Consider the following 24,010-nt stretch of genomic DNA (forward strand, 5'->3'; position numbering starts at 1 on the left):
GGATTCCATTTCACGCTTTTGAGGTTTTCGGCGATCGTTCGGCCAGTGACGGTCAGGCAATTCCCGTGCAGGTGGCCATTGTCGAGCAGCGTTTTCATCAGCAGCGGAATGCCACCAACTTCAAACATGTCTTTGGCAACATAACGGCCGCCCGGCTTCAAATCCGCGACGTAAGGAGTCTTTTTGAAGATTTCGGCGACGTCGAACAAATTGAACTTGATGCCGCACTCATGGGCGATCGCCGGTAGGTGCAGCGCAGCATTGGTCGAACCACCTGAGGCTGCAACCACGGCCGCAGCATTTTCAAGGGCTTCCCGGGTGACGATGTCGCGGGGCCGGATGTTCTTCTCGATCAGCTCCATCACCTTCTCGCCGGCGGCGGCGCAGAAGGCATCGCGGATCTCGTAAGGCGCCGGAGCCCCAGCCGAATACGGCAGCGCGAGGCCGATCGCCTCGGAGACGGTCGCCATGGTGTTGGCGGTGAACTGGGCGCCGCAGGCGCCGGCCGACGGGCACGCCACCCGTTCGATCTCATCGAGGTCCTCGTCCGACATGGCGCCGACCGAGTGCTTGCCGACCGCCTCGAACATGTCCTGCACGGTGACCGGCTGCCCGCGGAAGTTGCCGGGCAGGATCGAGCCGCCATAGATGAAGATCGACGGCACGTTGAGACGGACCATCGCCATCATCATGCCCGGCAGCGACTTGTCGCAGCCGGCAAGCCCGACCAGCGCATCATAGGAGTGACCGCGGACGGTCAGCTCGACCGAATCGGCGATGCATTCGCGCGACGGCAGCGACGAGCGCATGCCGTCATGGCCCATCGCGATGCCGTCGGTGACGGTGATGGTGCAAAATTCACGCGGCGTGCCGCCGGCAGACGCCACGCCCTTCTTCACCGCCTGCGCCTGGCGCATCAGCGAAATGTTGCAGGGAGCAGCTTCATTCCAACATGAAGCAACGCCGACAAAGGGTTGATGAATCTGGGTTGTCGTCAGCCCCATCGCGTAAAGATAGGACCGATGCGGCGCGCGCTGCGGCCCCTCCGTCACGTGACGGCTCGGCAGCCTGCCCTTGATGTTCGTCTTGACGTCCATCGCGACCCTGTTCCCGACGCTCTTTCCTCCAACAAACGCCGGAACCGATCAAAAGTCCCGTCGTCGCGAGCGCTGGCTATTCAGCTAGGTGAATATCCTTTCATGTCAGGGTGTGGCCAAAAAGCGGCGCGACTACGGACCGGCTCTGTTTAGGGTTAAATGTCCAGTAACTGTTGCGATGATGCAACAATCGTGGCTCCCGGGCAACCATGCATTATCGGTCCTTATGGGAACCTGACGGGCGCCTGACCAAATAGCCGTTGAGTTGCCACCTCGCGACGAAATTCGCCCGAGTTGTGAGTAGATTGCCGCCCTCTCCTAAAGTGACGATCGCGAAGCGCCCCTCGATCGGGCGAGACGGCCGAACCATACACCGAGTTACAACTTCTGATAAGGCGAAACATCCTTGCGGGGCTTGCGCGGTCGGGCAACTCAGATGTATGGCGCGCCACACCATCTCCTCTCGTCATTCCGGGGCAGCCCGAAGGGTTGAGCCCGGAATCCATTGGACCGCAAAACAAGTGGTAAAATGGATTCCGGGCTCTCGCTTCGCGAGCCCTCAGGTGCGCAATTGCGCACCGGGGAATGACAATGGAGGGAGTTGGCAGTTCGTAAGGGTGGAGCAGCGATGCTCATCAATACGCGTCGAGACACAATGGCTATCGCTTCCGCCTCGCTCTTCGAGCTACGGCGGACAAGGCGCGCTCCACCCTTCCTGCAGTCTACTCAGCCGCCAACTTCGGCGGCGCCGGAAGCGCCCAGCACTCGACGCGATTCCGGCCGCGCTCCTTGGCCTGGTAGAGCGCTGCGTCGGCGGCCTTCATCAGGGCGTCTATCCCGGGCATGCTGGTGATGGCCTCGGCAACGCCGATGCTCACCGTGAATGACACCGGCCGATCGTCCGCCCGCAGCGCCAAGCCTTCCGCCCGCTTGCGAATGCGCTCGGCGACGGTCCGAGCGCGCGACAACGTCGTTTCCGGCAGCAGAACCGCGAACTCCTCGCCTCCGACACGGCCGACGACGTCGGACTTGCGTTTGCCGCGGGTGCAAATCTCGGCGACGGCCTTGATGGCCTCGTCGCCGGCCGCGTGCCCGAACCGGTCATTGATGCTCTTGAAGTAATCGATATCGACCATCAGGACGGAGACGGAGCGATAGTAGCGCTGGAACCGGCTCCACTCCGCATCCAGCGTCGTCAGGAATTGCCTGCGGTTGAACAGTCCGGTGAGCGGATCGGTGGTCGCGAGAACTTCGAGCTGTCGCGCGTTACCGACAAGATCGGTGACGTCGACGAAGGTCAGCATCCGGCCGCCGTTCGCCATCGTCGAGCAATGGATCCTGATGTTGCGGCCATCAGGCGTCTGGACGTCCCGCTTGTGATCGCCCGCCTTGATCTCCGCAATCCGCTTCGCCGGGAAGGCTCTGATCTGTTCCGGCGTCGAGTCCGTCGGGACTGCCCGGCGGCTGCGCGTGAGCAGCGTGACGTATGCCGGATGCCGCGCCACCTCCTCCTCGCTCACCTCCCAGAAGTCCCGCATCCTCCGATTGAGGAAAACCACATTGAGATCGCGGTCGAGCAGGACAACGCCGTCCTCCACGTTCTCGAGCGCGCCGGTCAGCACCTTCAACTTGTCCGATGCGCGCACGATATCGGTCACGGGCGTGTAGCTCACCATCCGGCCGCCGTCGGGCAGCGGCGTGCACTGACACCGCACCACATCACCATTGCGAAGCCTGAGATCGATCGGATTTGCGTCGCCGACGCTGACGAGGCGGACGCGTTCGGCAACGTAGGCTTGAAGCTGCTCAGGCGGCAGCTCATAGGCCATGGTCTTGCAGCCGTGATGCATCAGATCGGTGAAGCTGGGATTGCGGTCAGCCACCGCGTCCGGAAGCTGCCACATGTTCCGGAACGCGCGGTTGATGAAGAGGGCTTTCAGCTCCGAGTCCAACAGCAGGATGCCGACCGGGATCTGATCAAGCGCTGAGCGTAGCGCCAGCATGTGCCCGCGCAGAATATCGCCGCTGCGCCGCTCAGGCATGGCTGATGGCGCAGGAGCGGCAGGCACGGCAGCGGCAGGCGCGGGAGCGGCCTGCTGCGCCTCAAACACCAGGCCGAGTTGGCGGTCCGATTGCCACAGCCGCTTGCATGGCCTCACCTGATTGGTGCCGACAATCAAGAGTTGGACCTGGTCGGGAATGCCAACGACGCTTTCGAGTTCCACGGTCGCGCCGGTATCGGTGAGCTGTCGGACCGTGCAATCGAAGGCCGACCGACCGAAATTGAAGACGATCTTTCCGGCCAAAAACGTTCGGCCGCGGGAAGCTGACACCTGTCCGGACATGGCGCACCTGGAGCAATTGCGAGCCCCGTCACCTCAGCATGTTTGAGTCACCAAGCCATGAACGCTTTCGAGGCGTTTTGAGCAGCAGCTGTACGGTGTGCGCCGCAAAAACGGGTTCCATCCCGCTGTTCCTGGAACCCGAGCGGTCGAGGACTACGATCCGCTGAGGCGCTTCTGCTTCGCGTTCAACGCAGAGGCGACGCGGCTGACCGGCGGGCGGCCGAGCAAGCCGGCGACCTCGTTCGTCGTGGCCAGCAGCTTCTCCATGTCGATACCGGTTTTCACGCCCATGCCTTCGAGCATGTAGACGACATCCTCCGTTGCGACGTTGCCGGTGGCGCCGGGCGCATAGGGGCAGCCGCCGAGGCCGCCGGCGGCGGAATCGATGACGCGCACGCCCTCCTCCATGCCGGCATAGAGATTGGCGAGCGCCTGGCCGTAGGTGTCGTGGAAGTGCATCGCGAGATTGGCGACCGGCAACTCGGCGCCGACCGCGCGCAGCATCTCCTTGGCCTTCAGCGGCGTGCCGACACCGATGGTGTCGCCGAGCGAGATCTCGTAGCAGCCGAGATCCCACAGCGTCATCGCGAGGTCGGCGACCGCCTTCGGCTTGATCTCGCCGTCGAACGGACAGCCGAGCACGCAGGAGATGTAGCCGCGCACCTTGACGCCATCGGCCTTGGCACGCGCCAGCACCGGCTTGAAGCGCTCGATCGACTCCGCGATCGAGCAATTGATGTTGGCGCGCGAGAACCCTTCGGACGCCGCCGCGAACACCGAGACGACCTGCGCACCGGCCGCGCGCGCGGCGTCATAGCCCTTCTCGTTCGGCACCAGTACGTGGAATTCGGCGTCCTTGACGTGACTGACGCCGCGCAGCACCTGATCGGAGCTTGCCATCTGCGGGATCGCCTTGGGCGACACGAAGGCGCCGACCTCGACGGTGTTGAGCCCTGCCGCCACCAGCGCCTCGATGAAGGCAATACGCGCCTCGACGCTAACCGACGTCTTCTCGTTTTGCAGGCCGTCGCGCGGCCCCATCTCGACGATCCGGATCTGATCGGTCATGACGCGGCCGCAGGCTCGACTTCGGCAAGCTCGACGCCCTCGCCGACGATGTCACCGACCCTGCATTTGAGCTTCTTCAACACACCGGCATAGGGCGCGCGCAGGGTCTGCTCCATCTTCATCACTTCAAGCGTGAGGATCGGCGCGCCCTTCTCCAGCGTCGCGCCCTCCTCGGCCAGCAGCGCGACCACGGTGCCCGGCAACGGCGCCACGATCTTGTCCTCGCCGACCTGCTCCTCGCTCTCGCCGCCGAACGGATCGACCCAGTGCAGGTCGAAACGGCCGTTGCGGGTGCGCAAGTAAAGCTCGTGGCCCTCGATGACGGATGCGACGCGCGACTTGAGGCCGTCGAGCGTCAAGTCGAAGCCATCCTCGCCGGCTGACGCGATGGCAAAGACAAGCTCGCGCCCGCCGACCGACAGCGTCATCGGTCCGTGGCCATAATGAAGCGTAATCGTGTGCGGCGGCTCGTGGCCCTGCCGGAACGAAAACACCCGCTGGCGACGCCCGACCGGCATCCAGCCGAAGGCCTGCCAGGGCGAATTCGCCTCGCGCCGCGCCGCCTTCTGCTCGTCGTTGACGATCGCAGCCACCGCCGCGCACAGCTCGAACTCGCCGGCCGCACCGGCGCCCGAAGTCAGGTTCTTCAGCTCGCGCTCGATGAAGCCGGTATCGATCGCATTGGCGCGGGTCGCCGGATGCGTCACCAGCGCCGACAGGAACGGGATGTTGGTGACGATGCCGCGGACATCGGTCTGTTCCAGCCCGCGATTGAGCTTCTCGATCGCGCCTTCGCGCGTCGGCGCCCAGGCGATCACCTTGGCGAGCATCGCGTCGTAATACGGTGAGACGGTGTCGCCACTGCGATAACCGCTATCGATGCGCAGGCCGTCGCCTTCCGGCGGCGTCCGCCAGGTCTTGATGCGGCCGACCGAGGGCATGAAGTTCTTCTGCGGATTTTCCGCGTAGACACGGGCCTCGATGGCGTGGCCATTGAGCTTGATCTCGTCCTGCTTCAGCGGCAGCGCCTCGCCGAAGGCAACGCGCAGCTGCCACTCGACGAGATCGACGCCGGTGATCAGCTCGGTGACGGGATGCTCGACCTGCAGGCGGGTGTTCATCTCGATGAAGAACACATCCTTTCCGTCGGAGACGAACTCGATAGTGCCGGCGCCGACATAGTTGACCGCGCCGGCCGCCTTGCGGGCGGCCTCGCAAACCGCCTCGCGCTGCGCGGCGTTGAGCGTCGGCGACGGCGCTTCCTCGATCACCTTCTGGTGCCGGCGTTGCAGCGTGCATTCGCGCTCCCACAGCGAGAGCAGATTGCCGTGGCTGTCGCCGATGATCTGCACCTCGATGTGGCGCGGGTTCTGCACGTATTTCTCGATCAGCATGCGGTCGTCGCCGAACGCCGCCTTGGCCTCGCGCTTGGCGCTGGTGATCGCGGCCGACAGCTCCGCCGCCGCATTGACCACGCGCATGCCGCGGCCGCCGCCGCCGGCCGACGCTTTCACCAGCACCGGGAAGCCGATCCGGTTGGCGGCCTCGGCCAAGATCGCCTCGTCCTGCGCCTCGCCGTGATAGCCGGGCACCAGCGGCACGCCGGCCTTCTCCATCAGCGCCTTCGATCCGGACTTAGCGCCCATCGCGGTCATCATCGCGGCGGTCGGGCCGACGAACACCAGGCCGGCATCGAGGCAGGCCTGCGCGAACTCGGCATTTTCGGACAGGAAACCGTAGCCGGGATGCACCGCCTCGGCACCGGTCTGTTTTGCGGCCGCGATCACGCGCTCGATGTTGAGATAGCTGTCGCGCGCCCGCGCGGGTCCGAGCAGCACCGCCTCGTCCGCGAGTGCGACATGCATCGCATCGCGATCGGCTTCGGAATAGACTGCCACGGTGCGCAGCCCCATGGCGCGCGCCGAGCGGATGACGCGGCAGGCGATCTCGCCGCGGTTGGCGATCAGAAGCGTGCGGAAACGCCGGTAGAGTTTTGAGCGGTCCATGATCACATCCTGAACAGGCCGAATTTCGTCGGCTCGATCGGCGCATTGGCCGCGGCCGACAGGCCGAGCCCGAGCACCAGGCGGGTGTCGGCGGGATCGATCACGCCGTCGTCCCAGAGCCGCGCCGTGGCGTAATAGGGATTGCCTTGCTTCTCGTATTGCGCGCGGATCGGCTCGCGGAATTTGTCTTCCTCTTCCGCCGACCAGCTCTCGCCCTTGGCCTCGATGCCGTCGCGCCGCACTTGACTGAGCACCATCGAGGCCTGCTCGCCGCCCATCACCGAGATGCGGGCGTTCGGCCACAGCCAGAGGAAGCGCGGGCTGTAGGCGCGGCCGCACATGCCGTAATTGCCGGCGCCGTAGGAGCCGCCGATCACGACGGTGAATTTCGGCACGCCGGCGGTCGCAACCGCCGTTACCAGCTTGGCGCCGTCGCGCGCGATGCCGCCCGCCTCGTATTTCTTGCCGACCATGAAGCCGGTGATGTTCTGCAGGAACACCAGGGGAATGCCGCGCTGGCAGCACAGCTCGATGAAATGCGCGCCCTTCAGCGAGCTCTCGCTGAACAGGATGCCGTTGTTGGCGATGATGCCGACCGGATAGCCCCAGATATGGGCGAAGCCGCAGATCAGCGTGGTGCCGTAGAGCTTCTTGAATTCGTCGAACTCGGAGCCGTCGACGATCCGCGCGATGATGTCGTGCACGTCGAACGGCTTGCGGCCGTCGGCGGAGACCACGCCGTAGATCTCTTCGGCGGGAAACAGCGGCTCCTGGACGGTGCGCATGTTGAGCGGCGCCTTCGTGGGCTGCTTCAGCGTGCCGACGATGCGCCGTGCGATCCCGATCGCGTGCGCATCGTTCTGCGCGTAGTGGTCGGTCACGCCCGACTGCCGGGAGTGGACGTCGGCGCCGCCGAGCTCTTCAGCGGTGACGACCTCGCCGGTCGCAGCCTTCACCAGCGGCGGGCCGCCGAGGAAGATCGTGCCTTGGTTGCGCACGATGATGCTCTCGTCGGACATCGCAGGCACATAGGCGCCGCCCGCGGTGCAGGAGCCCATCACGATCGCGATCTGTGGGATGCCCTGCGACGACATCTGCGCCTGATTGTAGAAGATGCGGCCGAAATGCCGCTCGTCGGGAAAGATCTCGTCCTGCAGCGGCAGGAAGGCGCCGCCGGAATCCACCATGTAGACGCAGGGCAGATTGTTCTGCCGCGCGATGTCCTGGGCACGCAGATGCTTCTTCACCGTCAGCGGGTAGTAGGTGCCGCCCTTGATGGTGGCGTCATTGGCGACGATGATGCATTCGCGCCCCGAGATGCGTCCGACGCCGGTGATGACGCTCGCCGAATGGACGTCGCCGCCGTACAGCCCGTTGGCGGCGAGCGGCGACAGTTCGAGGAATGCGGTGCCGGGGTCGACCAGGAGATCGACGCGATCGCGCGCCAGCATCTTGCCGCGCGAGGTGTGCCGCTTGCGCGAGGTCTCGCCGCCGCCGCCGGCCACCTGCTTGAGCTTGTCGCGGAGCTCCGCGACCAGGCTGCGCATCACATCGGCATTGCGGGCGAATTCAGAAGATGTGGGATCGATCGTCGAATGAAGCGGCATCGCTGTTGCACGTTTCGTTGGAGGAGCCGACAGAATTTAGGGAAAGAAAGCCGGCCGCCGCGCCGGGGCGCGACAGCGGTTAAGCAGCTCAAGCTGTCTTCGCGAATAGCTCGCGGCCGATCAGCATGCGGCGGATCTCGCTGGTGCCGGCGCCGATCTCGTAGAGTTTTGCATCGCGCAGCAACCGGCCGGTCGGATAGTCGTTGATGTAGCCGTTGCCGCCCAGGAGCTGGATCGCATCCAGCGCGCATTGGGTAGCCTTCTCCGCGGCATAGAGGATGGCGCCGGCGGCATCCTCGCGCGTGGTCTCGCCGCGATCGCAGGCCTTCGCCACCGCGTAAACATAGGCGCGCGAGGCGTTCATCGTGGTGTACATGTCGGCGATCTTTCCCTGCACCAGCTGGAACGAGCCGATCGGCTCGCCGAACTGCTTGCGCTCGTGAACATAGGGCAGCACGACGTCCATGCAGGCCTGCATGATGCCGATCGGTCCCGCCGCCAGCACCGCGCGCTCATAGTCGAGACCACTCATCAGCACGTTGACGCCGCGGCCGACCTCACTCAGAACGTTCTCCTCCGGCACCTCGCAATCCTCGAACACCAGCTCGCAAGTGTCGGAGCCGCGCATGCCGAGCTTGTCGAGCTTCTGCGCGGTGGAGAATCCCTTCATACCCTTCTCGATGATGAAGGCGGTGATGCCGCGCGGGCCGGCATTGGCATCGGTCCTGGCGTAGACCACCAGCGTCTCGGCGTGGGGACCGTTGGTGATCCACATCTTGCTGCCGTTGAGTACGAAGCGGTCGCCCTTCTTCTCGGCGCGGGTCTTCATCGAGACCACGTCGGAGCCGGCGGAGGGCTCCGACATCGCCAGCGATCCGACATGCTCGCCGGAGATCAGCTTGGGCAGATATTTGCGCTTCTGCGCCTCGTTGCCGTTGCGGCGGATCTGGTTGACGCAGAGGTTGGAATGCGCGCCGTAGGCCAGTCCGATCGACGCCGAAGCGCGCGAGATCTCCTCGACCGCGATGCAATGCTCGAGGTAGCCGAGGCCCGAGCCCCCGTACTCCTCCTCGACGGTGATGCCGTGCAGGCCGAGCGCGCCGATCTTCGGCCAGAGGTCGCGCGGAAAAGTGTTGGAGCGATCGATCTCGGCGGCGCGCGGCGCGATCTCGTTGGTCGAGAAATCATGCACCGTCTCGCGGATCGCATCCGCGGTCTCACCAAGGTCGAAATTGAAGATTGCCGCCCGGTTCGAGGCCATGATCCCTCCCATGAGATTCATCTTGCAATTAAACGATCATACGTTTTTTTCTTGGCTTCGCAAGCAACCGTGCTATGGTTTGCATATGAAATCCGCAGTTCATTGAATTTACTGGGATTTCATGCGATATACATACGGTCGTTTGCTTGTTTCCGGCACTCCCTGGCAAGCCAACATCCCTCCGAGGCCCTGATGGCACGCACGATCGGCTCACACGGCCCCACGACGCTGGAGGCGATCCGCAAGGCCGGCGTGCGCCTGATCTTCGAGCGCGGCTACGAGGCGATGAGCCTGCGCCAGCTCGCCGCCGAAGTCGGCATCCAGGCAGGCTCACTCTACAACCATATCTCAACCAAGCAGGACCTGCTGTTCGATCTGGTGCAGGAGCATATCAACGATTTGCTGCGCGAGCTCGATCTCGCGCTGGAGGGCAAGGCCGATCCGGTCGAGAAGCTGCGCGCCTTCGTCGCGTTCCACGTCAGCTATCATATGACCCGCAAGCGCGAGGTCTTCATCGCCAATTCAGAGCTGCGCAGCCTCGAGGCCAAGAACTACGACATCGTGGTGGCGTTGCGCGGGGCCTATGAGCAGCGGCTGGCGCAGATCCTCACCGACGGGGTGTCGGAAGGCGTGTTCGAGGTCGGCGATATCCAGGTCGCGACCTTCGCCATCATCGCGCTGCTGACGGGTCTTTGCACCTGGTACCGCCCCGGCGGCCGGCTGACCCGCGATGCCATCATCGCGGCACATGAGAAGCTGGTGCTGTCGGGCGTCGCACCGCAGGCCGCGCTCGGTCGGGTCGGCAGCGGTAGCAAGAGCCCACGCACGGCGGTAGCGGGCTCGTGACTGTGACAGAACGCCCACAGCTCGATGACATCGATTTGCGGATCCTCTCCGAATTGCAGCGGGACGGCCGGATCAGGATCAACGAGCTCGCCGAACGCGTCGGCATCACCGCCCCGCCCTGCCTGCGCCGGGTCCGTGCCTTGCGCAGCCGCGGCGTGGTGCAGGCGATCCGCGCCACGCTGGACGAGCGGCTCTTGGGCTATGAGGTGACGACCTTCGTCCTGATCCAGCTCGACAGCCAGAACCTGGTTGCGATCGAGGCGTTCGAGGCCGCGGTGGCGGGCGTGCCGCGCTTCCTGCAATGCTGGCGGATCTCGGGCGATGCCGATTTCATGCTGAGATGCGTCGCGCCCAGCGTCGACGACATGCGTCAGCAGCTGCTGCAGTTCGCCGGCCTGCCCAACGTGCGTAAAATTAGAAGTTTTCCGGTGCTCGGCGTCTCCAAGGATGCGCCGCTGCCGATCCCGGGCGCCCTCGCCTCGCCCATCTCCGCAAGCTGATCGCGGGCTCAGCCCGATCTGGTGGGCCCGACCTTAGTGGGTCCAGCCCTAATGGGTCCACGGCTCCCAGCGGCGGAACGCGAAATTGTCGGCATAGGCGATCTGGCGGTGCGCCGAATCCTTCGGCTCGATCACCTGGTAGGCGATGCCCTTGCGCTCGCAATAGGCGACCGCCTCCTCCTTGGTCTCGAAATGCAGCGTGAGCTGCTGCTTCATGTCGGTCGACGAGGTCCAGCCCATCAGGGGCTCCACGGTGCGCGGCTGCTCCGGCTCGTAATCCAGCTGCCACTCTTTGGTCTTGGCACGTCCCGATTGCATCGCGTTTTTGGCGGGCTTAAAAATGCGTGCGGTCATGGATGGTCGGCCCCGTGGGATGTGCGATATGGAAGCGATTTGAAGGAAACCGCCGGGATAGTATAGAGACACCGTTCAACGAACTGATCGGTGATTCCTCGATCTCGGAGGGAGCCTTCGCCGGACCGGTATAGTCATTCTACCGCGCTGTGACAATCTGGCCTCGGGAGGCTTCGGTCTGGAGTCCCCTGGGTCCGCGGCGCGGCCTTCTCGACAGCATCATCTCGAGGAAGCGGCGCCCCATGGAAATCCACGCTCACCTGCCCGAAAAAGGACGTGACCTCCGGCTCGACCTGTTTCGCGGGATCGCGAACTGGGCGATCTATCTCGATCACATCCCCGACAATATCGTGAACTGGATCACGACGCGGAACTACGGCTTCAGCGATGCCGCGGACCTGTTCGTCTTCATCTCCGGCTACACCGCATCCTTCGTCTATGCCCGCATGATGCTGGAGCGCGGCTTCATCGTCGGCGCCACTAGGCTGACCAAGCGGGTCTGGCAGCTCTATGTCGCCCACATCATCCTGTTCGTGATCTACATCGCCTCGATCAGTTATCTGGCGCTACGCTTCGGCGATTCCGAGATCATCAACGAGTTCAACGTCGCGGGCCTCGTCGACAACGCCACCGAGACGCTGCGCCAGGGCCTGTTCCTGAAGTTCAAGCCGGTCAATCTCGACGTGCTGCCGCTCTACATCGTGCTGATGGGGCTGTTTCCGCCGGTGCTGTGGTTCATGCTGCGGCAGCCGAACTGGACCATGCTGGCCTCGATCGCGCTGTGGCTGGTGTCGCGGCATATGGGCTGGAACCTGCCCGCCTACCCGGCCGGGACCTGGTACTTCAATCCGTTCGCCTGGCAGGTGCTGTTCGTGTTCGGCTCGTGGTGCGCGATGGGCGGCGCGCGCGCGAACATGCACATCATCAATTCGCGCTACACGCTGTGGTTCTGCGTCGCCTACATGATCTTCGCCCTGATCATGACGATGGCCGGCCGCTTCCCGGACTTCGGCGCGATGTTCCCGGACTGGCTGTATTCGACCTTCAACCCGAACGACAAGACCAACCTCGCGCCCTACCGCTTCCTGCACTTCGTGGTGATCACGGTGCTGGTGATCCGCTTCGTTCCGAAGGACTGGTCGGCGCTGGAGTGGAAGGTGTTCGATCCGCTGATCGTCTGCGGCCAGCAGTCGCTCGCGGTGTTCTGCGTCGGCGTGTTCCTGTCCTTTGTCGGGCATTTCGAACTCTCGATGAGCTCGGGCTCGCTGTTCGCGCAGATCTTCGTCAGCATCTCCGGCATCGCGATCATGACGATCGTGGCCTATTACATCTCGTGGTCGAAGCGGCAGGACAAGCCGATCAAGCCGCCGGCGCCGAAACCCGCGGCACCGGCAAAGGCCGGGTGACGATGCTCCTCATTTGCCCGGCCGTCGCCCTTTGCCACCCGGCTGGCCGTCTCGCCACCTGCCCTTTGAAGTGACCCCATCCCAGGTGGTGGTCCAGCGATACTCGGCCGCCGGCGCCTTCGCGATGCTATCGGAGCTGCGCGCCCCCTCCAGGGCAAACGTGGCGCCCTGCGGGTCGAGGCAGCGAACGATCCAGCTTCCGTTCGGCAGCTCCAGCGGCCCCTCATAGACTCGTCCGCCACCGGCCCTGACTCGCACGATGGCTGCGTCGACGTCGTCGACGTTGAAATAGTAAAGCCAGAACGGGATCGGTTCGAGCGGACGCTTGTTGAAGATTCCACCGATGGTTTGCCCACCAGCGGAGAACAGTTGGTAGGACTCGGCGCCGGCGACGTCGCTGTCGGCCTGCCGCCAGCCGAAAACCTCGCTGTAGAAACCGAAGGCCTTCCGCCAGTCGGCAGCCAGCAGTTCATGCCAGCCGACCCGCCCAGGGGCATCGAGGCCCTCGACCGCGGGCCGAGCGATCCTTGATCCGCTCAGCAATCCGAACGTCGCCCGCTGCGGGTCGGCGACGATCGAGATACGGCCGATATTGGTGCCGGTCGGCGGCACATAGACCGCGCCACCACGTTCTAGCATTCGGCGGACGGCAAGATCGATGTCGTCAACACCGACATAACCTATCCATCGCGGGGTTGCGCCCTGGCGTATGCCCTCTTCCGGCAACTCCATCAGACCGCTTCGAGCAAGCTCGCCCGACATGAACAATTTGTAAGAAATCTCGGGTGTAGAGGCATCCTTCGTCATCCAGCCGAGGACGCTGCCGTAAAAGGCACTCGCTCCTCCCACGTCCGTGGTCAGCAGCTCATACCAAGCGAAGCTCGCAGCATTATCGGCCATGCCGATCCCTCGCTTCGGCGTCCAGACAACCGCAGTGCAGCATGCAAATTCCCACATCGTCAACGATCGCGCCTGAGCGACAGGGCCGGCCAATAATCGCGTTCATCAAGATGAACCTGGGAACGAAGATGAACGACAGTACTTGATGCACGTCAGCGTCTCCTCGCGAGAGTGTGCGCGCAGCACGCCTTGCATGCAGCTGCGACAATTTGTACAACTGCGCGAGAGTTGAATTCGACAACACGTCAAGAATGGAGGATGCGAGCATGCCGCGAGTGAAGCAAGCCCCCAAGAGCAAGCGTGTGACCAGCAAGCGTATGACCAAGGCCGCTGTGCCCGCTTTGGGGGCAGCCGGATTGACTTTCTCGCTGGTCGGGGGTGCGTCCGCATCCGCCGTTCCGGCCGCAGACGTGCCGCAGATTCAGAAGTACGGACCGACGCAAGCCATCACACTCGGCGAAGAAGAAATCGCCGACGTTAGCCTGGCGACGTTCCACCTGTTCGACAAGGAAGACGTCGGAGCCGGCGTCCAGGTTGCGTGGCGCGGATGCGGCGGCTGCCGAGGCTGCCGTGGCTGTCGCTGCGGTGGTTGCCGTGCCTGTCGCTGCGGTGGCTGCGCTGGTTGCGGTGGCGGCTGCTGTCTGTCGTGGGGCGCCTGCCGCATCTGCTAGTCGAAATCGCGTTGACACACATCGCTCGTCATGGCCGGGTCCGACACACGTCGACCCGGCCAAATCATATTGTCTCCGTATCGTTGAGCGGCTCGCTCCGGGCAACGGCGCGGAGGTGTAGAGGCCGGGGCCTCGCCCGCTTCAATAATCGACCCGCAAGCTGCACAGGAACGATTCTTTGCCAGGAAAATCCACCCAGCGCGCCAACAAGGACGTTCTGCAGTTCGCACCGAATTTCACGGCCTACGTGCTGCCTCCGGATGTTGTCTGCCTCTATTCCGAAGATCGAAAGTTCTTTCTCCATGGCGAGCTCTATTGCACGCTGGCGTCGGCGATCGGCGCAAATGGATGCAGTGTCGCCAAGCTCACGGACACGCTCGGGCGAACGTTTCCGTCCGACAAGATCAATGAAGCCATCAAGCGACTGCTGGACCGCCGCTATGTGATCGCGAAGCCGCCAGGTCCCGGGACCGCCGCGGCGGGGCTTTGGGCAAGCCTGGGCCTTCCCGGCGCCATCGCCGAACAAAACCTTCACAACTGCCGCGTTCGACTTGAGACGATCGACGTCAAGGGCGCGGCCGAATTGAGCAAGGCACTCCAGGAACTGGGCGTCCGCGTCGTCAAGACATCGCCCGACCTCACGGTTACGTTGGTGAACGACTATCTCGATCGGCGGCTCGCCGAACGCAACCTGCAGCACGTGTCCGATGGATCGGCCTGGTTGCTGGTGCAGCCTTCCGGCGTGTTTCCCCTGGTCGGCCCCATGTTCAGCCCGGGCGAGACCGCGTGCTGGACCTGCCTGTACGACCGGATGATCCGCAACCGCGAGGTCAAGGGCTTCCTGGATCGCGGCGGAGCGCGGGCGGTCGCGGTGTCTCCGCTCGCCCAGCACACCGTTGGACAGAGCGCCATCCACTTTGCCGCGGTAGAAGTCGCCAAGGCGATCGCGAGCGGCTTCCGTACCGATCTGCGCAATCACATCGCCAGTCTCGACTTGCTGGGCTCGACCATTGCAAGGCACTACGTCGCAGCCCGCCCGCAATGCCCAACCTGCGGCAACAAGAAACTGCAAAACCCGCGGCGGTCACCACAGCCGATCGAATTGGGACCCGGCGCCAAGCTGGTCATGACCAGTGGCGGGTATCGCGCCGTCTCGTCCCGCACCACGGTGGCGCGGTTCAAGAAGCATGTCAGCCCCCTCACCGGCGTGGTGACGCGGCTGGAGCGGATCGACGTCGATCTGCCGATGAACACCAACTTCTACGCCCAACATAACTTCTCCGCGCCGGCGCAGAACGTGGATCAGCTGCGCGCCGGGCTGAGCGGCGGCAGTTTCGGCAAGGGCAGCACGGCCGAGCAAGGCGAGGCCAGCGCGCTGATGGAAGCGATCGAACGATATTCGGGGATTTTCCAGGGTGATGAGATCCGGGCGCGAAAGCGCTTCGCCGACTTCTCCCCTGGCGACGCAATCCGTCCCAACGACATCCTGCTCTTCAGCGACGCGCAGTACCGCGGCAGCGCCGTGCCGGATCCCGACGATTCGCACCATACCCAGCCGGCCCCCGAGCCGTTTGATCCGTCCGCGAAAATCGAATGGTCACCCGTCTGGTCGTTGCGCGACAAGCGGTTCAGGCAGATTCCGACCAGCCTGCTGTATTTCTTCTACGAAGGCCCGGCCGCCTTCGCCGCTGATTCCAACGGCTGCGCTGCCGGCAATACCCGCGAGGAAGCCATCGTGCAGGGCTTCCTCGAATTGATGGAGCGCGACGCCTATGCGATCTGGTGGTACAACCGTTCGCAACGCGCCGCGGTCGATCTGAACCAGTTCGACGATTCCTACGTCCGCGATCTGAAGACCCAACTCGAGGAAGCGGGCCGGCGGCTCTGGGTGCTGGATATCACCAGCGATCTCGGCGTCCCGACCTATGTCGCGATCGTGCACTGGATGCAGAACGGTCAGGAAAATATCGAGTTCGGCTCGGGCGCTCACTTCGATCCGCGCATCGCGCTGCTGCGGTCATTGACCGAGTTGAATCAGTTCCTCTCCATCGGCCTGATGGGTGGTGGCAGCGGCGAGAAGCCGAGCCTCGATGGCGTCAATCCGCTGCGGCTCGACGAATATCCGTTCCTGATTCCAAGTGCCAATCCCGTCATCCCGCCGGCCGCCGCGGCCGACGTGCCGCTCGACAACGCCCGTGCACAGGTGGACGCCTGCGTTGATATCGCGGCCCGCGCCGGTCTCGACTTCCTCGTTCTCGACCAGACGCGACCGGACGTCGAGGTTCCGGTGGTCCGCGTCATCGTTCCCGGGATGCGCCATTTCTATCGCCGCTTCGCGCCGGGGCGGCTCTACGATGTGCCCGTCAAGCTCGGATTGCGCGATCGGCCATCGCTGGAAAGCGAGTTGACGCCATTTCTTCCGCACACTTGAGGTGATACCGGCGTGCGCGCGCCCAGGAAAATGAGCGAGAAAAAGAAATCACCACGCGCCACGCTGCCGGCTGTCTTCGTTCGGCTCAACCCGCTCGTCGCGCTCGAAGCGCAACCTGACGGGAGCATAGCGGCCCTTGTCGAAGGCTATTCGGAGCCACTGGGACCGTTCAGCGCAGCCGCAGCGGAACGCGCCCTCGAACTGCGGGTGGGCCTGCCGCTTCCGCGCTCTGAAGGCGACGCGGTCGAGCGAGAGGTCGAGCGCCTGATGCGGCAATTGGCACGCCGCGGCCTGCTGGAATATCGCCTGGCGCGTCCGGGCGATGCCAATGATCTCGTCACGATCGAACCGCAGACCCCTGATTATTGGCCGCGAACGCCAAAGCTCGACGATGCGGCAACAGTCGTGCTGTCACGCTTCGCCTATCTTCGGCGGCGCGGCACCGAGATGATTCTGGAATCGCCGCGGGCCGGCGCACTGTTGAGGATCCATGATGCGCGGATTGCGGCTCTGCTGACCATCCTCGCCAGTCCTCAGAAGATCAGCCGCATCCGACGTCTGGATGGCTATCCGGGCCCTGCATTGCTTGCGCTGCTGCTGGACTGCCAAATCCTGATCGAGGTCGACGCGGCAAACCGCGATACGCTGCGAAAGGCGGAAGGCGATGACGGCCTCGTGCTCTGGGATTTTCACGACTTGCTGTTCCATGCCCGCAGCACGGAAGGACGACAGGCCAGTCCGCTGGGTGGCCTCTATCCGCACACCGGCCTGATTGCGCCGCTCCCCGCGATCCGACCTGCCTGGCCCGGCAAGACCATCAAGCTGCCGGGATCCGACCGCATCGCCTCGCCGCTGGAACAACTGCTGCATGACCGGCATTCGACGCGCGATTTCGACGATCACAAGCCTGTCACATTGGCTGAACTTTCGACGTTCCTGAACAGCGTCGCGCGGGTCCGGGCGAAATGGAGCGGGCGGCTGGAGTTTGCCGACGATGGTCCCGATATCGAATACACCAGCAGGCCGTATCCGGCAGCGGGCAACGCCTACGAGCTTGAGCTCTATCTGGCCGTCGCGAATTGCGACGGCCTGACGCCAGGTTTCTATCACTACGACGCCGATGCGCATGCGTTGGCAGCCATCGACGTTCGCCCACAACACTTCGAGGCCATGCTGCAAAGCGCGGAATTTGCCATGGACGCGCCGTCTCCGCCGCAGATCCTGATCACGATCGCCGCGCGATTTGGCCGGATCTCCTGGAAGTACAGCGCCATCGCTTATGCGCTCATCCTGAAGGATGTCGGCGTCCTGACCCAGACGCTGTACCTGGTGGCGACGGATTTAGGCCTCGGCGGCTGTGCGATCGGCACCGCCAATATCGATCTGTTCGCGAAGATGACCGGGCTCGACATTCACGTCGAGGGGCCGGTTGGCCAGTTCGGGCTGGGTCGCGGCATGGAACCGCCCCCTGCCTGATAGTCCTCGATCAGCCGCTGCGACTGCCGTCCTGCGTGGTCGAGGAGACGATGGTGGCGACGTCGCCGAACGTCGTCATGACAGGTGTGACGACCTTGTGCATTTTGGTCTTCGACACCAGCGTGTCGTGCAGCACGAGGTTGTCGATGCCGGTGGTGAGGAAGCAGCTCACCGCATCCTGCGGCGTCTCGATGATCGGCTCGCCCTTGACGTTGAACGAGGTGTTGATCAAGACCGGCACGCCGGTCAGCGCCTCGAACTCCTTCAGCAGGCGATAGAGCACCGGGTTGGTTTCCTCGCGCACGCTCTGCACCCGTGCCGAACCGTCGACATGCACGATCGCCGGGATCTTGTCACGCCATTCGGGCCGCACCGGCTTGGCGATCAGCATATAGGGTGAGTCCTCCTCGCCCTCGAAGACCTCCTTCATGCGCTCGGCCAGCACGATCGGCGCGAAAGGCCGGAATGCCTGGCGGTGCTTGACGCGGCTGTTGAGGATGTCCTTCATCTCGGCCTTGCGCGGATCGGCGATCAGGCTGCGGTTGCCGAGCGCGCGCGGACCGAACTCAGAGGGCCCCTGAAACCAGCCGATCACGCGCTGGTCGGCGAGCAGTTTTGCGGTGTCGCGGCAGATGTTGTCGCTGCGCTTGGCGTCGACCTGGATCCGCACCAGGAAGCTTTGCAGCGCGGCCGCGACCTCTGCGTCGCTGTAGCGCCGGCCGACATAGGCATGGTCCATCACGAACGAGCGGCGCTGCTTGAGAATCTCGAGCCAGCCGTAATAGGCGCAGCCGATGGCGATGCCGTCGTCGCCGGCGGCGGGCTGGATCCAGACGTTCTCGAAGCCGGCCTCGCGCGCGATGCGCCCGTTGGCCACGCAGTTCAGCGCGACGCCGCCGGCGATGCAGAGGTTCTTCGCGCCGGTGGTCTCGCGCAGCCAGCGTGCCCGCGCCAGCAGCACGTTCTCGGTGTCGTCCTGCACCCGCCAGGCAATGTCCTCCCAGTGCCGCATCGTCGGGCTCTTGTCCCAGCTGCCGCTGTCGAGCACGAAGGGCTGCTGGTTGTCGGCGCCCCAGAACGGCACGTTCAGCCGGCCGTCCTTCATCTCGAGCAAATGGCCGACCTGCTCGTGGCGGCCATAGGGCGCAAGCCCCATCAGCTCGCCGCACTTGTTCCAGTCGCCGAACACATAGGTCGAGACCCGGCTGTAGAGCGCGCCGAGACCCGGCATGTTGTAGAACTCGTCCGACAAGAGACCGCGCGCCGGCTCCATAAAGACCTTCTTCAGGCATTCAAGCTTTGTATCGTCGAACCTGTAGTAACTCTCGGACTCGCGGGCGAGCGGCGACGTCCCATCCTGCGGATAGGTTTCCATCGCGTCGGCCTGATAGTTGCCGACACCGTCGACGATCATCACGACGCCGTCCTTGAACGGCGACACCGCGAACGCGCTGTAGGCATGCGCGAGGTGATGCGAGATCGACACCACCTTGTCGGACTTCGCGCGAAACAGCGGATGCTTGATCGCCTCGTTGCGTTCGGCGATCGGCAGGAAGCCCGGCATGTCCTGGTGGAGCATCCGCTCCTCCATCTCGGGCACCGGCAGGATGTAGCTGTTGCTCACCACGAGATCGACGTCGTCGAGCGTGATGCCCTCGGCGGACAGGCAGTAGTCGATGACTTCCTTGTAGAAGCCGGAGGCGTGCTTCTCGCGGGTGATGCGCTCCTTGGAGATCGCATAGGCGATCGCGCCGTCACGCAGCAGGCAGGCGCTCACGTCATGGTCGTAGACGTTGAGACCAAGGACGTAGGTGTGTTGTTTCGGCATGGGCACTCTTCAGGAAGGATTCTGAAACGCTCAGAGAACATGATCGTGTCGACTTCAAGTTCTCGACGGCATTTTCCGCGGCTCGCAAGTTTCTGCTTCTGCGATGCACAAATCACATCGGCACAATGCAAGATGAACAGAATGAACGGCGGATGAACGACAAGATGAGTGTAGCAACCACATCATTCTTTGCAGGCGGGAACGTAACTTGACCTTACCTGTTGGTCTCAATAGAGTCGCTAAAGCTCGCAAGAACCTTAGTGAAAATATTGTCTTAGCATGCTCGAACGGGATACCGGTTTCGCGCATCCAAGTGAGACAGCCAGCATCAGTTCAGATGTTTGGAAGTGACTGGAGATCTTCGGAATGACTAAACGCTACAATATCCTGACTCGTTGCCTCGCAGCAGTCGCTTTGTTGTTCGTCTATGTCGCAAGTACCTCTGCCATCCTGATCGGCGCCACCACGTCGTCTGCGCAGGCGCAATGGCGCGGACGTGGCTACGGATATCGCGGCGGCTGGGGTCGCGGAGGCGGATGGGGTTATGGTCGTGGATATGGTTATGGCCGCGGCTATGGCTACTACGGCGGTTATGCAGGTCCCCGTTGCTGGTGGACCCCGCGTGGTGTTCGCGTTTGCCGCTGGTAACAACCGACGGCCGATACAAGCGATATTGAAGACATCAATCAGGTGCGTCGGTCCCGGCGCACCTGATTTTCTTTTTGCGGATTGGTTGTCCTGCTTGGACTTGGTTCACCCGCTGGGGCCCGGCTCATCTCCGGCACGCAAGAAAGAGCCCCGGGAGACGCCGGGGCTCCAGTCACGGGAGAGAACGCTTCAGAAATCGGGACGCGAGGACGAGCCGCCGGCCCGATCACCCAATGCATCTACGGCGTGCATGAGAGCAGATTCGGCTGCCTCTGGCTGTAGCCATACCGCAACAACCTGCCGCAATGCACAGCCTGTCCACCGGTTCCAGAGGCTTGCCGAAAACCTCGGTAGGCGCCTAGCCGTCTAGGATCGCAACCGCCCTCGTCCACCCCGCCGACGCGCGCTCGATCTTCACCGGGAAGCACGACACCATGAACCCGGTCGCCGGCAGTTGCTCGAGATTATGCAGCTTCTCGATGTGGCAGTAGCCGATATGCCGCCCGGCCTTGTGGCCTTCCCAGATCAGGCTGGCGTCCCTGGTCTCGGCATATCTCTTCGCGGTGAAGACGAACGGCGCATCCCAACTCCAGCCGTCGATGCCGGTCAGCCGCACGCCGCGCTCGAGCAGATACATCGTCGCCTCATAGCCCATTCCGCACCCGGAATTGACGTAGTCGGCCTGGCCGTATTTCGCGCCGGCACTGGTGTTGACGACGACGATCTCGAGCGGCGACAGCGTGTGGCCGATCCGCTTCAACTCGACTTCGACATCGCCTGCGGTCGCGACGTAGCCGTCAGGCAGATGCCGGAAGTCGAGCTTGACGCCCGGCTGAAAGCACCATTCCAGCGGCACCTCGTCGATGGTCCACGAGCGTTCGCCGCGGTTCATGGTCGGATGGAAATGCCAGGGCGCATCGAGATGCGTGCCGTTGTGCGTGGAGAGCGAGACCTGCTCGACGGCCCAGCCCTGCCCGTCAGGCAGATCCGCAGCCTTCAGTCCATCAAAGAACTGCAGCATGCGCGGCAGCCCTTGCTGATGGTCGATATACTGGATGGTCGGATGGTTGCCCGGCGGATCGGCCGGAACGTCGTTCTGCAAGGGAACCGAGATATCGATCAGTCTGCGCGCCATGGTGCCTCCTCGCGGATTGGTCTTGTCAGGCTGAAGCAACCTGCCAGTCCGCGCGCACCATCGGCAAGCCACATCCGCACGAGATCAGGCGATGGGTCTGCCCCGGTTGCGACAGCGGCAAGGCGCCGCGGCGTTGAACCTATTTCCCGTGCGGACGACCCATGGGCACTGGGGATTTCAGGGCCCAGTATTCGGCGACGCCGTCTGGACGATCCATATTCCGTCCCGACGGCGTTGTTGCGTCAGGCGAGACATCCCGGCCAAAGCGCGGTTACCCGTGCCAGAACGCTGTTCACGCACAGCGAGCCGCAGAAACAATCCGTGTGCTCAATGCGGGCGGATTGCTGGTGGTGTTGCCACGACGATACAGAGATACCCCTGCAACGATGCTAACCAACCTGCATCTGAACCAAACGGGGTTGCGTCGTGTCGGGATTTGATCACTGGAACGGTGCAAATAGAGTTCACTCGTCCGCCGAAGCGCCACATCTGCGCGATGAGCAGCAGCAGTTCGACCGCTATCACAAATTCGACGACGCCATCGCGCGACCGTCGGCGAGTGGCCCTAGAACCGTGATCCTGGATCGCTACAACCCGCCGGCTCGTTGATCTGGGTCAGCGCCCGGGCGGCTGGAGATGCGAGGAGTGGAGCGCGGGGGCTTCGGTCCGGCGCTTGCCATTTCAGGGTGCCGACTGACCACGATTTGTGGATTGGCAAAGCGTCGTGATGTGCTTGTCGCCAACGACCTGTTGGTTCGGATCCCACACGTGGCAAGCCTGATCAGCGAGAGCATCTCGCCGGAGGCGTGCGTTGCCGCCCTCGCCTCCACCGGCTAGCTGACCATCAGGATCCGCAAATTCAGGAATGGTCTTGGGTACGAAAGCGATCCGCCGTTCACGATCGCTAGGAGATGGTCGGGGCAGCTGGATTCGAACCAACGACCTGCAGTACCCAAAACTGCCGCGCTACCAGGCTGCGCTATACCCCGATATTTCCGAGAAGCCCCGTGGATACACGCTTCAGCCAGCGCCAGCAAGGCGGCGGTGCGGGACTTCCGGCTGGGAAATCAGCCGCGGTTTCCGTCCGGAAACCGCAAGGGAACGGCGAGCTAGTGACCGCCGAACAGCGGGTGGCCGACCCGGTCGCCGGGCTGGATGCCGTATTTCTGCGCGGTGCCGGCAATCACCTCGAGGACGCCCTTGGCGAGCCCCCGCGACGGAATGATCTTGGTCGACATCGGTTCGGTGTTCTCGGCGATCCGCAGGATGCGTCCGTCGGCGCGGATGAAGATCATGTCGAGCGAGATGTAGGTGTTCTTCATCCACATCGACACTTCCTGCTCCGGCGTGAAGTCGAACAGCATGCCTTTGCCGTCCGCGAGCTCCTTCCGGTACATCAGGCCGGTCTCCTTCTCCTGCTCGGTGGTCGCCATTTCGACGGAGAAGACGTGCACGCCTGATTTGGTGACGATCTCGAGCGGCTGGACGCTGGCAGCCTGCGCGGCCGGGGCCAGCAGCGCGCCCAACATCATGACGAGGGAGGCCACCAGCCACGGGCGAAGCCGCCCGACCATGTGATCGAAATTCATCGACAAATACTCACACCGGGGAAGATTTTCCGGCGGACCCTAACCCGATGATTGCGGCAAATGCCAGAGCCCTGACGGCTTGCCGGCGGCTCACGTTTCCGTCAGGGAGTCCAGCTCGGGGCTCAGTGCGACGACAGCGCCGAGGGGCCGGTCTCCGGGTGGATCTCTGCGGCCATCATGCCCTTGGAGCCGGGCCCGAACCGCACCAGCACATACTGGCCGGGGCGCAGCTCGGTCATGCCGAAGCGGCGCAGCGTCTCCATGTGCACGAAGATGTCGGGCGTGCCCTCCCCGCAAGTCACGAAGCCGAAGCCGCGCAGCCGGTTGAACCATTTGACCTGTGCACGTTCGAGGCCGCTCGTCGCGGTCACCGTGACATGGGTTCGCGGCGGCAGCATCTGCGCCGGATGGATCGCGGTCGACTCGTCCATCGAGACGATGCGGAAGGCCTGGTAGCCCTTCGCGCGCTGCACGCACTCGACCACGAGCCGCGCGCCCTCATAGGCGGTCTGGTGGCCGTCGCGCCGCAGCACCGTCACGTGCAGCAGGATGTCGGGCCAGCCATTGTCGGGGACGATGAAGCCGTATCCCTTCGAGGCGTCGAACCATTTGATGACGCCGGAGACTTCGACGAGGTTTGCCGCCGTGTCGCCGAGACCGGAGAAGGCATCGATCGCCGGATCGCGCGGCGCGCTGCCGTACTCGCCTTGTGCAATCCTGCTTTGCCCAACTCCGCCTATCGGCGGTCCGCCGAGCTTCTTGGACTCAAATCCGTCCGACCCCATGACCCCGGACCCCACACATCAAATGCAGAGCGCCGACGTTGCGGCGCACCCTGTACA

General features: G+C 63.7%; 17 protein-coding genes and 1 tRNA gene. 5 read left to right on the plus strand and 13 right to left on the minus strand.

Going from position 1 to position 24,010, the window contains the following annotated elements; genetic code table 11:
- The 6 genes from BraRD5C2_RS07855 to BraRD5C2_RS07880 form a co-directional block, all read right to left on the minus strand.
- A partial coding sequence (locus BraRD5C2_RS07855; RefSeq protein ID WP_223967714.1) for a dihydroxy-acid dehydratase domain-containing protein occupies positions 1-1,097 on the minus strand: 1,097 nt, incomplete at its 3' end.
- 722 nt (positions 1,098-1,819) lie between these two features.
- Positions 1,820-3,403, minus strand: coding sequence for a sensor domain-containing diguanylate cyclase (locus BraRD5C2_RS07860; protein WP_223967715.1), 1,584 nt, complete (start codon positions 3,401-3,403; stop codon positions 1,820-1,822).
- A gap of 192 nt (positions 3,404-3,595) precedes the next feature.
- On the minus strand, positions 3,596-4,510 hold the full coding sequence (locus BraRD5C2_RS07865; RefSeq protein ID WP_223967716.1) for a hydroxymethylglutaryl-CoA lyase: 915 nt from the start codon (positions 4,508-4,510) through the stop codon (positions 3,596-3,598).
- Positions 4,507-6,516, minus strand: a complete 2,010-nt coding sequence (locus BraRD5C2_RS07870; protein ID WP_223967717.1) for an acetyl/propionyl/methylcrotonyl-CoA carboxylase subunit alpha — start codon at positions 6,514-6,516, stop codon at positions 4,507-4,509. Before BraRD5C2_RS07870 ends, BraRD5C2_RS07865 begins: the two co-directional genes overlap by 4 nt.
- Positions 6,517-6,518: 2 nt before the next feature.
- Positions 6,519-8,123, minus strand: coding sequence for a carboxyl transferase domain-containing protein (locus BraRD5C2_RS07875; protein ID WP_223967718.1), 1,605 nt, complete (start codon positions 8,121-8,123; stop codon positions 6,519-6,521).
- An 88-nt stretch (positions 8,124-8,211) separates the two neighbouring features.
- Complete coding sequence (locus tag BraRD5C2_RS07880; RefSeq protein ID WP_223967719.1) at positions 8,212-9,384, minus strand: isovaleryl-CoA dehydrogenase; 1,173 nt, start codon at positions 9,382-9,384, stop codon at positions 8,212-8,214.
- 192 nt (positions 9,385-9,576) lie between these two features.
- Here BraRD5C2_RS07880 and BraRD5C2_RS07885 point away from each other — a divergent pair, with 192 nt between their 5' ends.
- Both BraRD5C2_RS07885 and BraRD5C2_RS07890 read left to right on the plus strand, forming a co-directional pair.
- Entirely contained in the window at positions 9,577-10,230 is a 654-nt protein-coding gene (locus BraRD5C2_RS07885; RefSeq protein ID WP_223967720.1) for a TetR/AcrR family transcriptional regulator, read from the plus strand.
- Between the two features lie 2 nt (positions 10,231-10,232).
- Positions 10,233-10,730, plus strand: coding sequence for an Lrp/AsnC family transcriptional regulator (locus tag BraRD5C2_RS07890; protein WP_223967721.1), 498 nt, complete (start codon positions 10,233-10,235; stop codon positions 10,728-10,730).
- A 48-nt stretch (positions 10,731-10,778) separates the two neighbouring features.
- On the opposite strand, the gene BraRD5C2_RS07895 is transcribed toward BraRD5C2_RS07890, so the two are convergent.
- Positions 10,779-11,084: an ETC complex I subunit gene (locus BraRD5C2_RS07895; RefSeq protein ID WP_223967722.1), complete on the minus strand. Its 306-nt coding sequence runs from the start codon at positions 11,082-11,084 to the stop codon at positions 10,779-10,781.
- Positions 11,085-11,326: 242 nt separating this feature from the next.
- On the opposite strand from BraRD5C2_RS07895, the gene BraRD5C2_RS07900 reads away from it, so the two are divergent.
- Positions 11,327-12,490: an OpgC domain-containing protein gene (locus BraRD5C2_RS07900; RefSeq protein WP_223967723.1), complete on the plus strand. Its 1,164-nt coding sequence runs from the start codon at positions 11,327-11,329 to the stop codon at positions 12,488-12,490.
- 9 nt (positions 12,491-12,499) lie between these two features.
- On the opposite strand, the gene BraRD5C2_RS07905 is transcribed toward BraRD5C2_RS07900, so the two are convergent.
- Positions 12,500-13,390, minus strand: coding sequence for a VOC family protein (locus BraRD5C2_RS07905; protein WP_223967724.1), 891 nt, complete (start codon positions 13,388-13,390; stop codon positions 12,500-12,502).
- A gap of 849 nt (positions 13,391-14,239) precedes the next feature.
- Between BraRD5C2_RS07905 and BraRD5C2_RS07910 the strand changes: the two genes are divergently transcribed.
- Together BraRD5C2_RS07910 and BraRD5C2_RS07915 are read left to right on the plus strand one after the other, a co-directional pair.
- Complete coding sequence (locus tag BraRD5C2_RS07910; RefSeq protein WP_223967725.1) at positions 14,240-16,492, plus strand: TOMM precursor leader peptide-binding protein; 2,253 nt, start codon at positions 14,240-14,242, stop codon at positions 16,490-16,492.
- Between the two features lie 30 nt (positions 16,493-16,522).
- Positions 16,523-17,968: a SagB/ThcOx family dehydrogenase gene (locus tag BraRD5C2_RS07915; protein ID WP_223967726.1), complete on the plus strand. Its 1,446-nt coding sequence runs from the start codon at positions 16,523-16,525 to the stop codon at positions 17,966-17,968.
- Between the two features lie 10 nt (positions 17,969-17,978).
- Here the strand turns inward: BraRD5C2_RS07915 and BraRD5C2_RS07920 are convergent, their stop codons facing one another.
- The 5 genes from BraRD5C2_RS07920 to BraRD5C2_RS07940 form a co-directional block, all read right to left on the minus strand.
- Positions 17,979-19,796: a carbamoyltransferase family protein gene (locus tag BraRD5C2_RS07920; RefSeq protein WP_223967727.1), complete on the minus strand. Its 1,818-nt coding sequence runs from the start codon at positions 19,794-19,796 to the stop codon at positions 17,979-17,981.
- Between the two features lie 1,006 nt (positions 19,797-20,802).
- Positions 20,803-21,579 carry a cyclase family protein gene (locus tag BraRD5C2_RS07925; protein WP_223967728.1) on the minus strand — a complete coding sequence of 259 codons (777 nt, stop codon included), beginning with the start codon at positions 21,577-21,579 and terminating at the stop codon, positions 20,803-20,805.
- A gap of 912 nt (positions 21,580-22,491) precedes the next feature.
- Positions 22,492-22,568 (minus strand) — tRNA-Pro (locus BraRD5C2_RS07930).
- A gap of 120 nt (positions 22,569-22,688) precedes the next feature.
- A complete protein-coding gene (locus tag BraRD5C2_RS07935; protein ID WP_223967729.1) occupies positions 22,689-23,168 on the minus strand; it encodes a DUF192 domain-containing protein in 480 nt (159 codons plus the stop codon).
- A 122-nt stretch (positions 23,169-23,290) separates the two neighbouring features.
- Positions 23,291-23,953 (minus strand): cold-shock protein, encoded by a 663-nt coding sequence (locus BraRD5C2_RS07940; RefSeq protein ID WP_223967730.1) that lies wholly within the window; start codon positions 23,951-23,953, stop codon positions 23,291-23,293.
- Between the last annotated feature and the right edge of the window lie 57 nt (positions 23,954-24,010).

Source organism: Bradyrhizobium sp. RD5-C2 (assembly GCF_019972155.1).
Taxonomy (GTDB): Bacteria; Pseudomonadota; Alphaproteobacteria; order Rhizobiales; family Xanthobacteraceae; genus Bradyrhizobium.

Excerpts from the sequence above, each read along its gene's own strand:
- BraRD5C2_RS07900 (WP_223967723.1), top strand. The coding sequence starts at position 11,327 with ATGGAAATCCACGCTCACCTGCCCGAAAAAGGACGTGACCTCCGGCTC.
- BraRD5C2_RS07880 (WP_223967719.1), bottom strand. The coding sequence starts at position 9,384 with ATGGCCTCGAACCGGGCGGCAATCTTCAATTTCGACCTTGGTGAGACC.
- BraRD5C2_RS07935 (WP_223967729.1), bottom strand. The coding sequence starts at position 23,168 with ATGAATTTCGATCACATGGTCGGGCGGCTTCGCCCGTGGCTGGTGGCC.
- BraRD5C2_RS07870 (WP_223967717.1), bottom strand. The coding sequence starts at position 6,516 with ATGGACCGCTCAAAACTCTACCGGCGTTTCCGCACGCTTCTGATCGCC.
- BraRD5C2_RS07940 (WP_223967730.1), bottom strand. The coding sequence starts at position 23,953 with ATGGGGTCGGACGGATTTGAGTCCAAGAAGCTCGGCGGACCGCCGATA.
- BraRD5C2_RS07895 (WP_223967722.1), bottom strand. The coding sequence starts at position 11,084 with ATGACCGCACGCATTTTTAAGCCCGCCAAAAACGCGATGCAATCGGGA.
- BraRD5C2_RS07915 (WP_223967726.1), top strand. The coding sequence starts at position 16,523 with ATGAGCGAGAAAAAGAAATCACCACGCGCCACGCTGCCGGCTGTCTTC.
- BraRD5C2_RS07925 (WP_223967728.1), bottom strand. The coding sequence starts at position 21,579 with ATGGCGCGCAGACTGATCGATATCTCGGTTCCCTTGCAGAACGACGTT.
- BraRD5C2_RS07905 (WP_223967724.1), bottom strand. The coding sequence starts at position 13,390 with ATGGCCGATAATGCTGCGAGCTTCGCTTGGTATGAGCTGCTGACCACG.
- BraRD5C2_RS07885 (WP_223967720.1), top strand. The coding sequence starts at position 9,577 with ATGGCACGCACGATCGGCTCACACGGCCCCACGACGCTGGAGGCGATC.
- BraRD5C2_RS07875 (WP_223967718.1), bottom strand. The coding sequence starts at position 8,123 with ATGCCGCTTCATTCGACGATCGATCCCACATCTTCTGAATTCGCCCGC.
- BraRD5C2_RS07920 (WP_223967727.1), bottom strand. The coding sequence starts at position 19,796 with ATGCCGAAACAACACACCTACGTCCTTGGTCTCAACGTCTACGACCAT.
- BraRD5C2_RS07865 (WP_223967716.1), bottom strand. The coding sequence starts at position 4,510 with ATGACCGATCAGATCCGGATCGTCGAGATGGGGCCGCGCGACGGCCTG.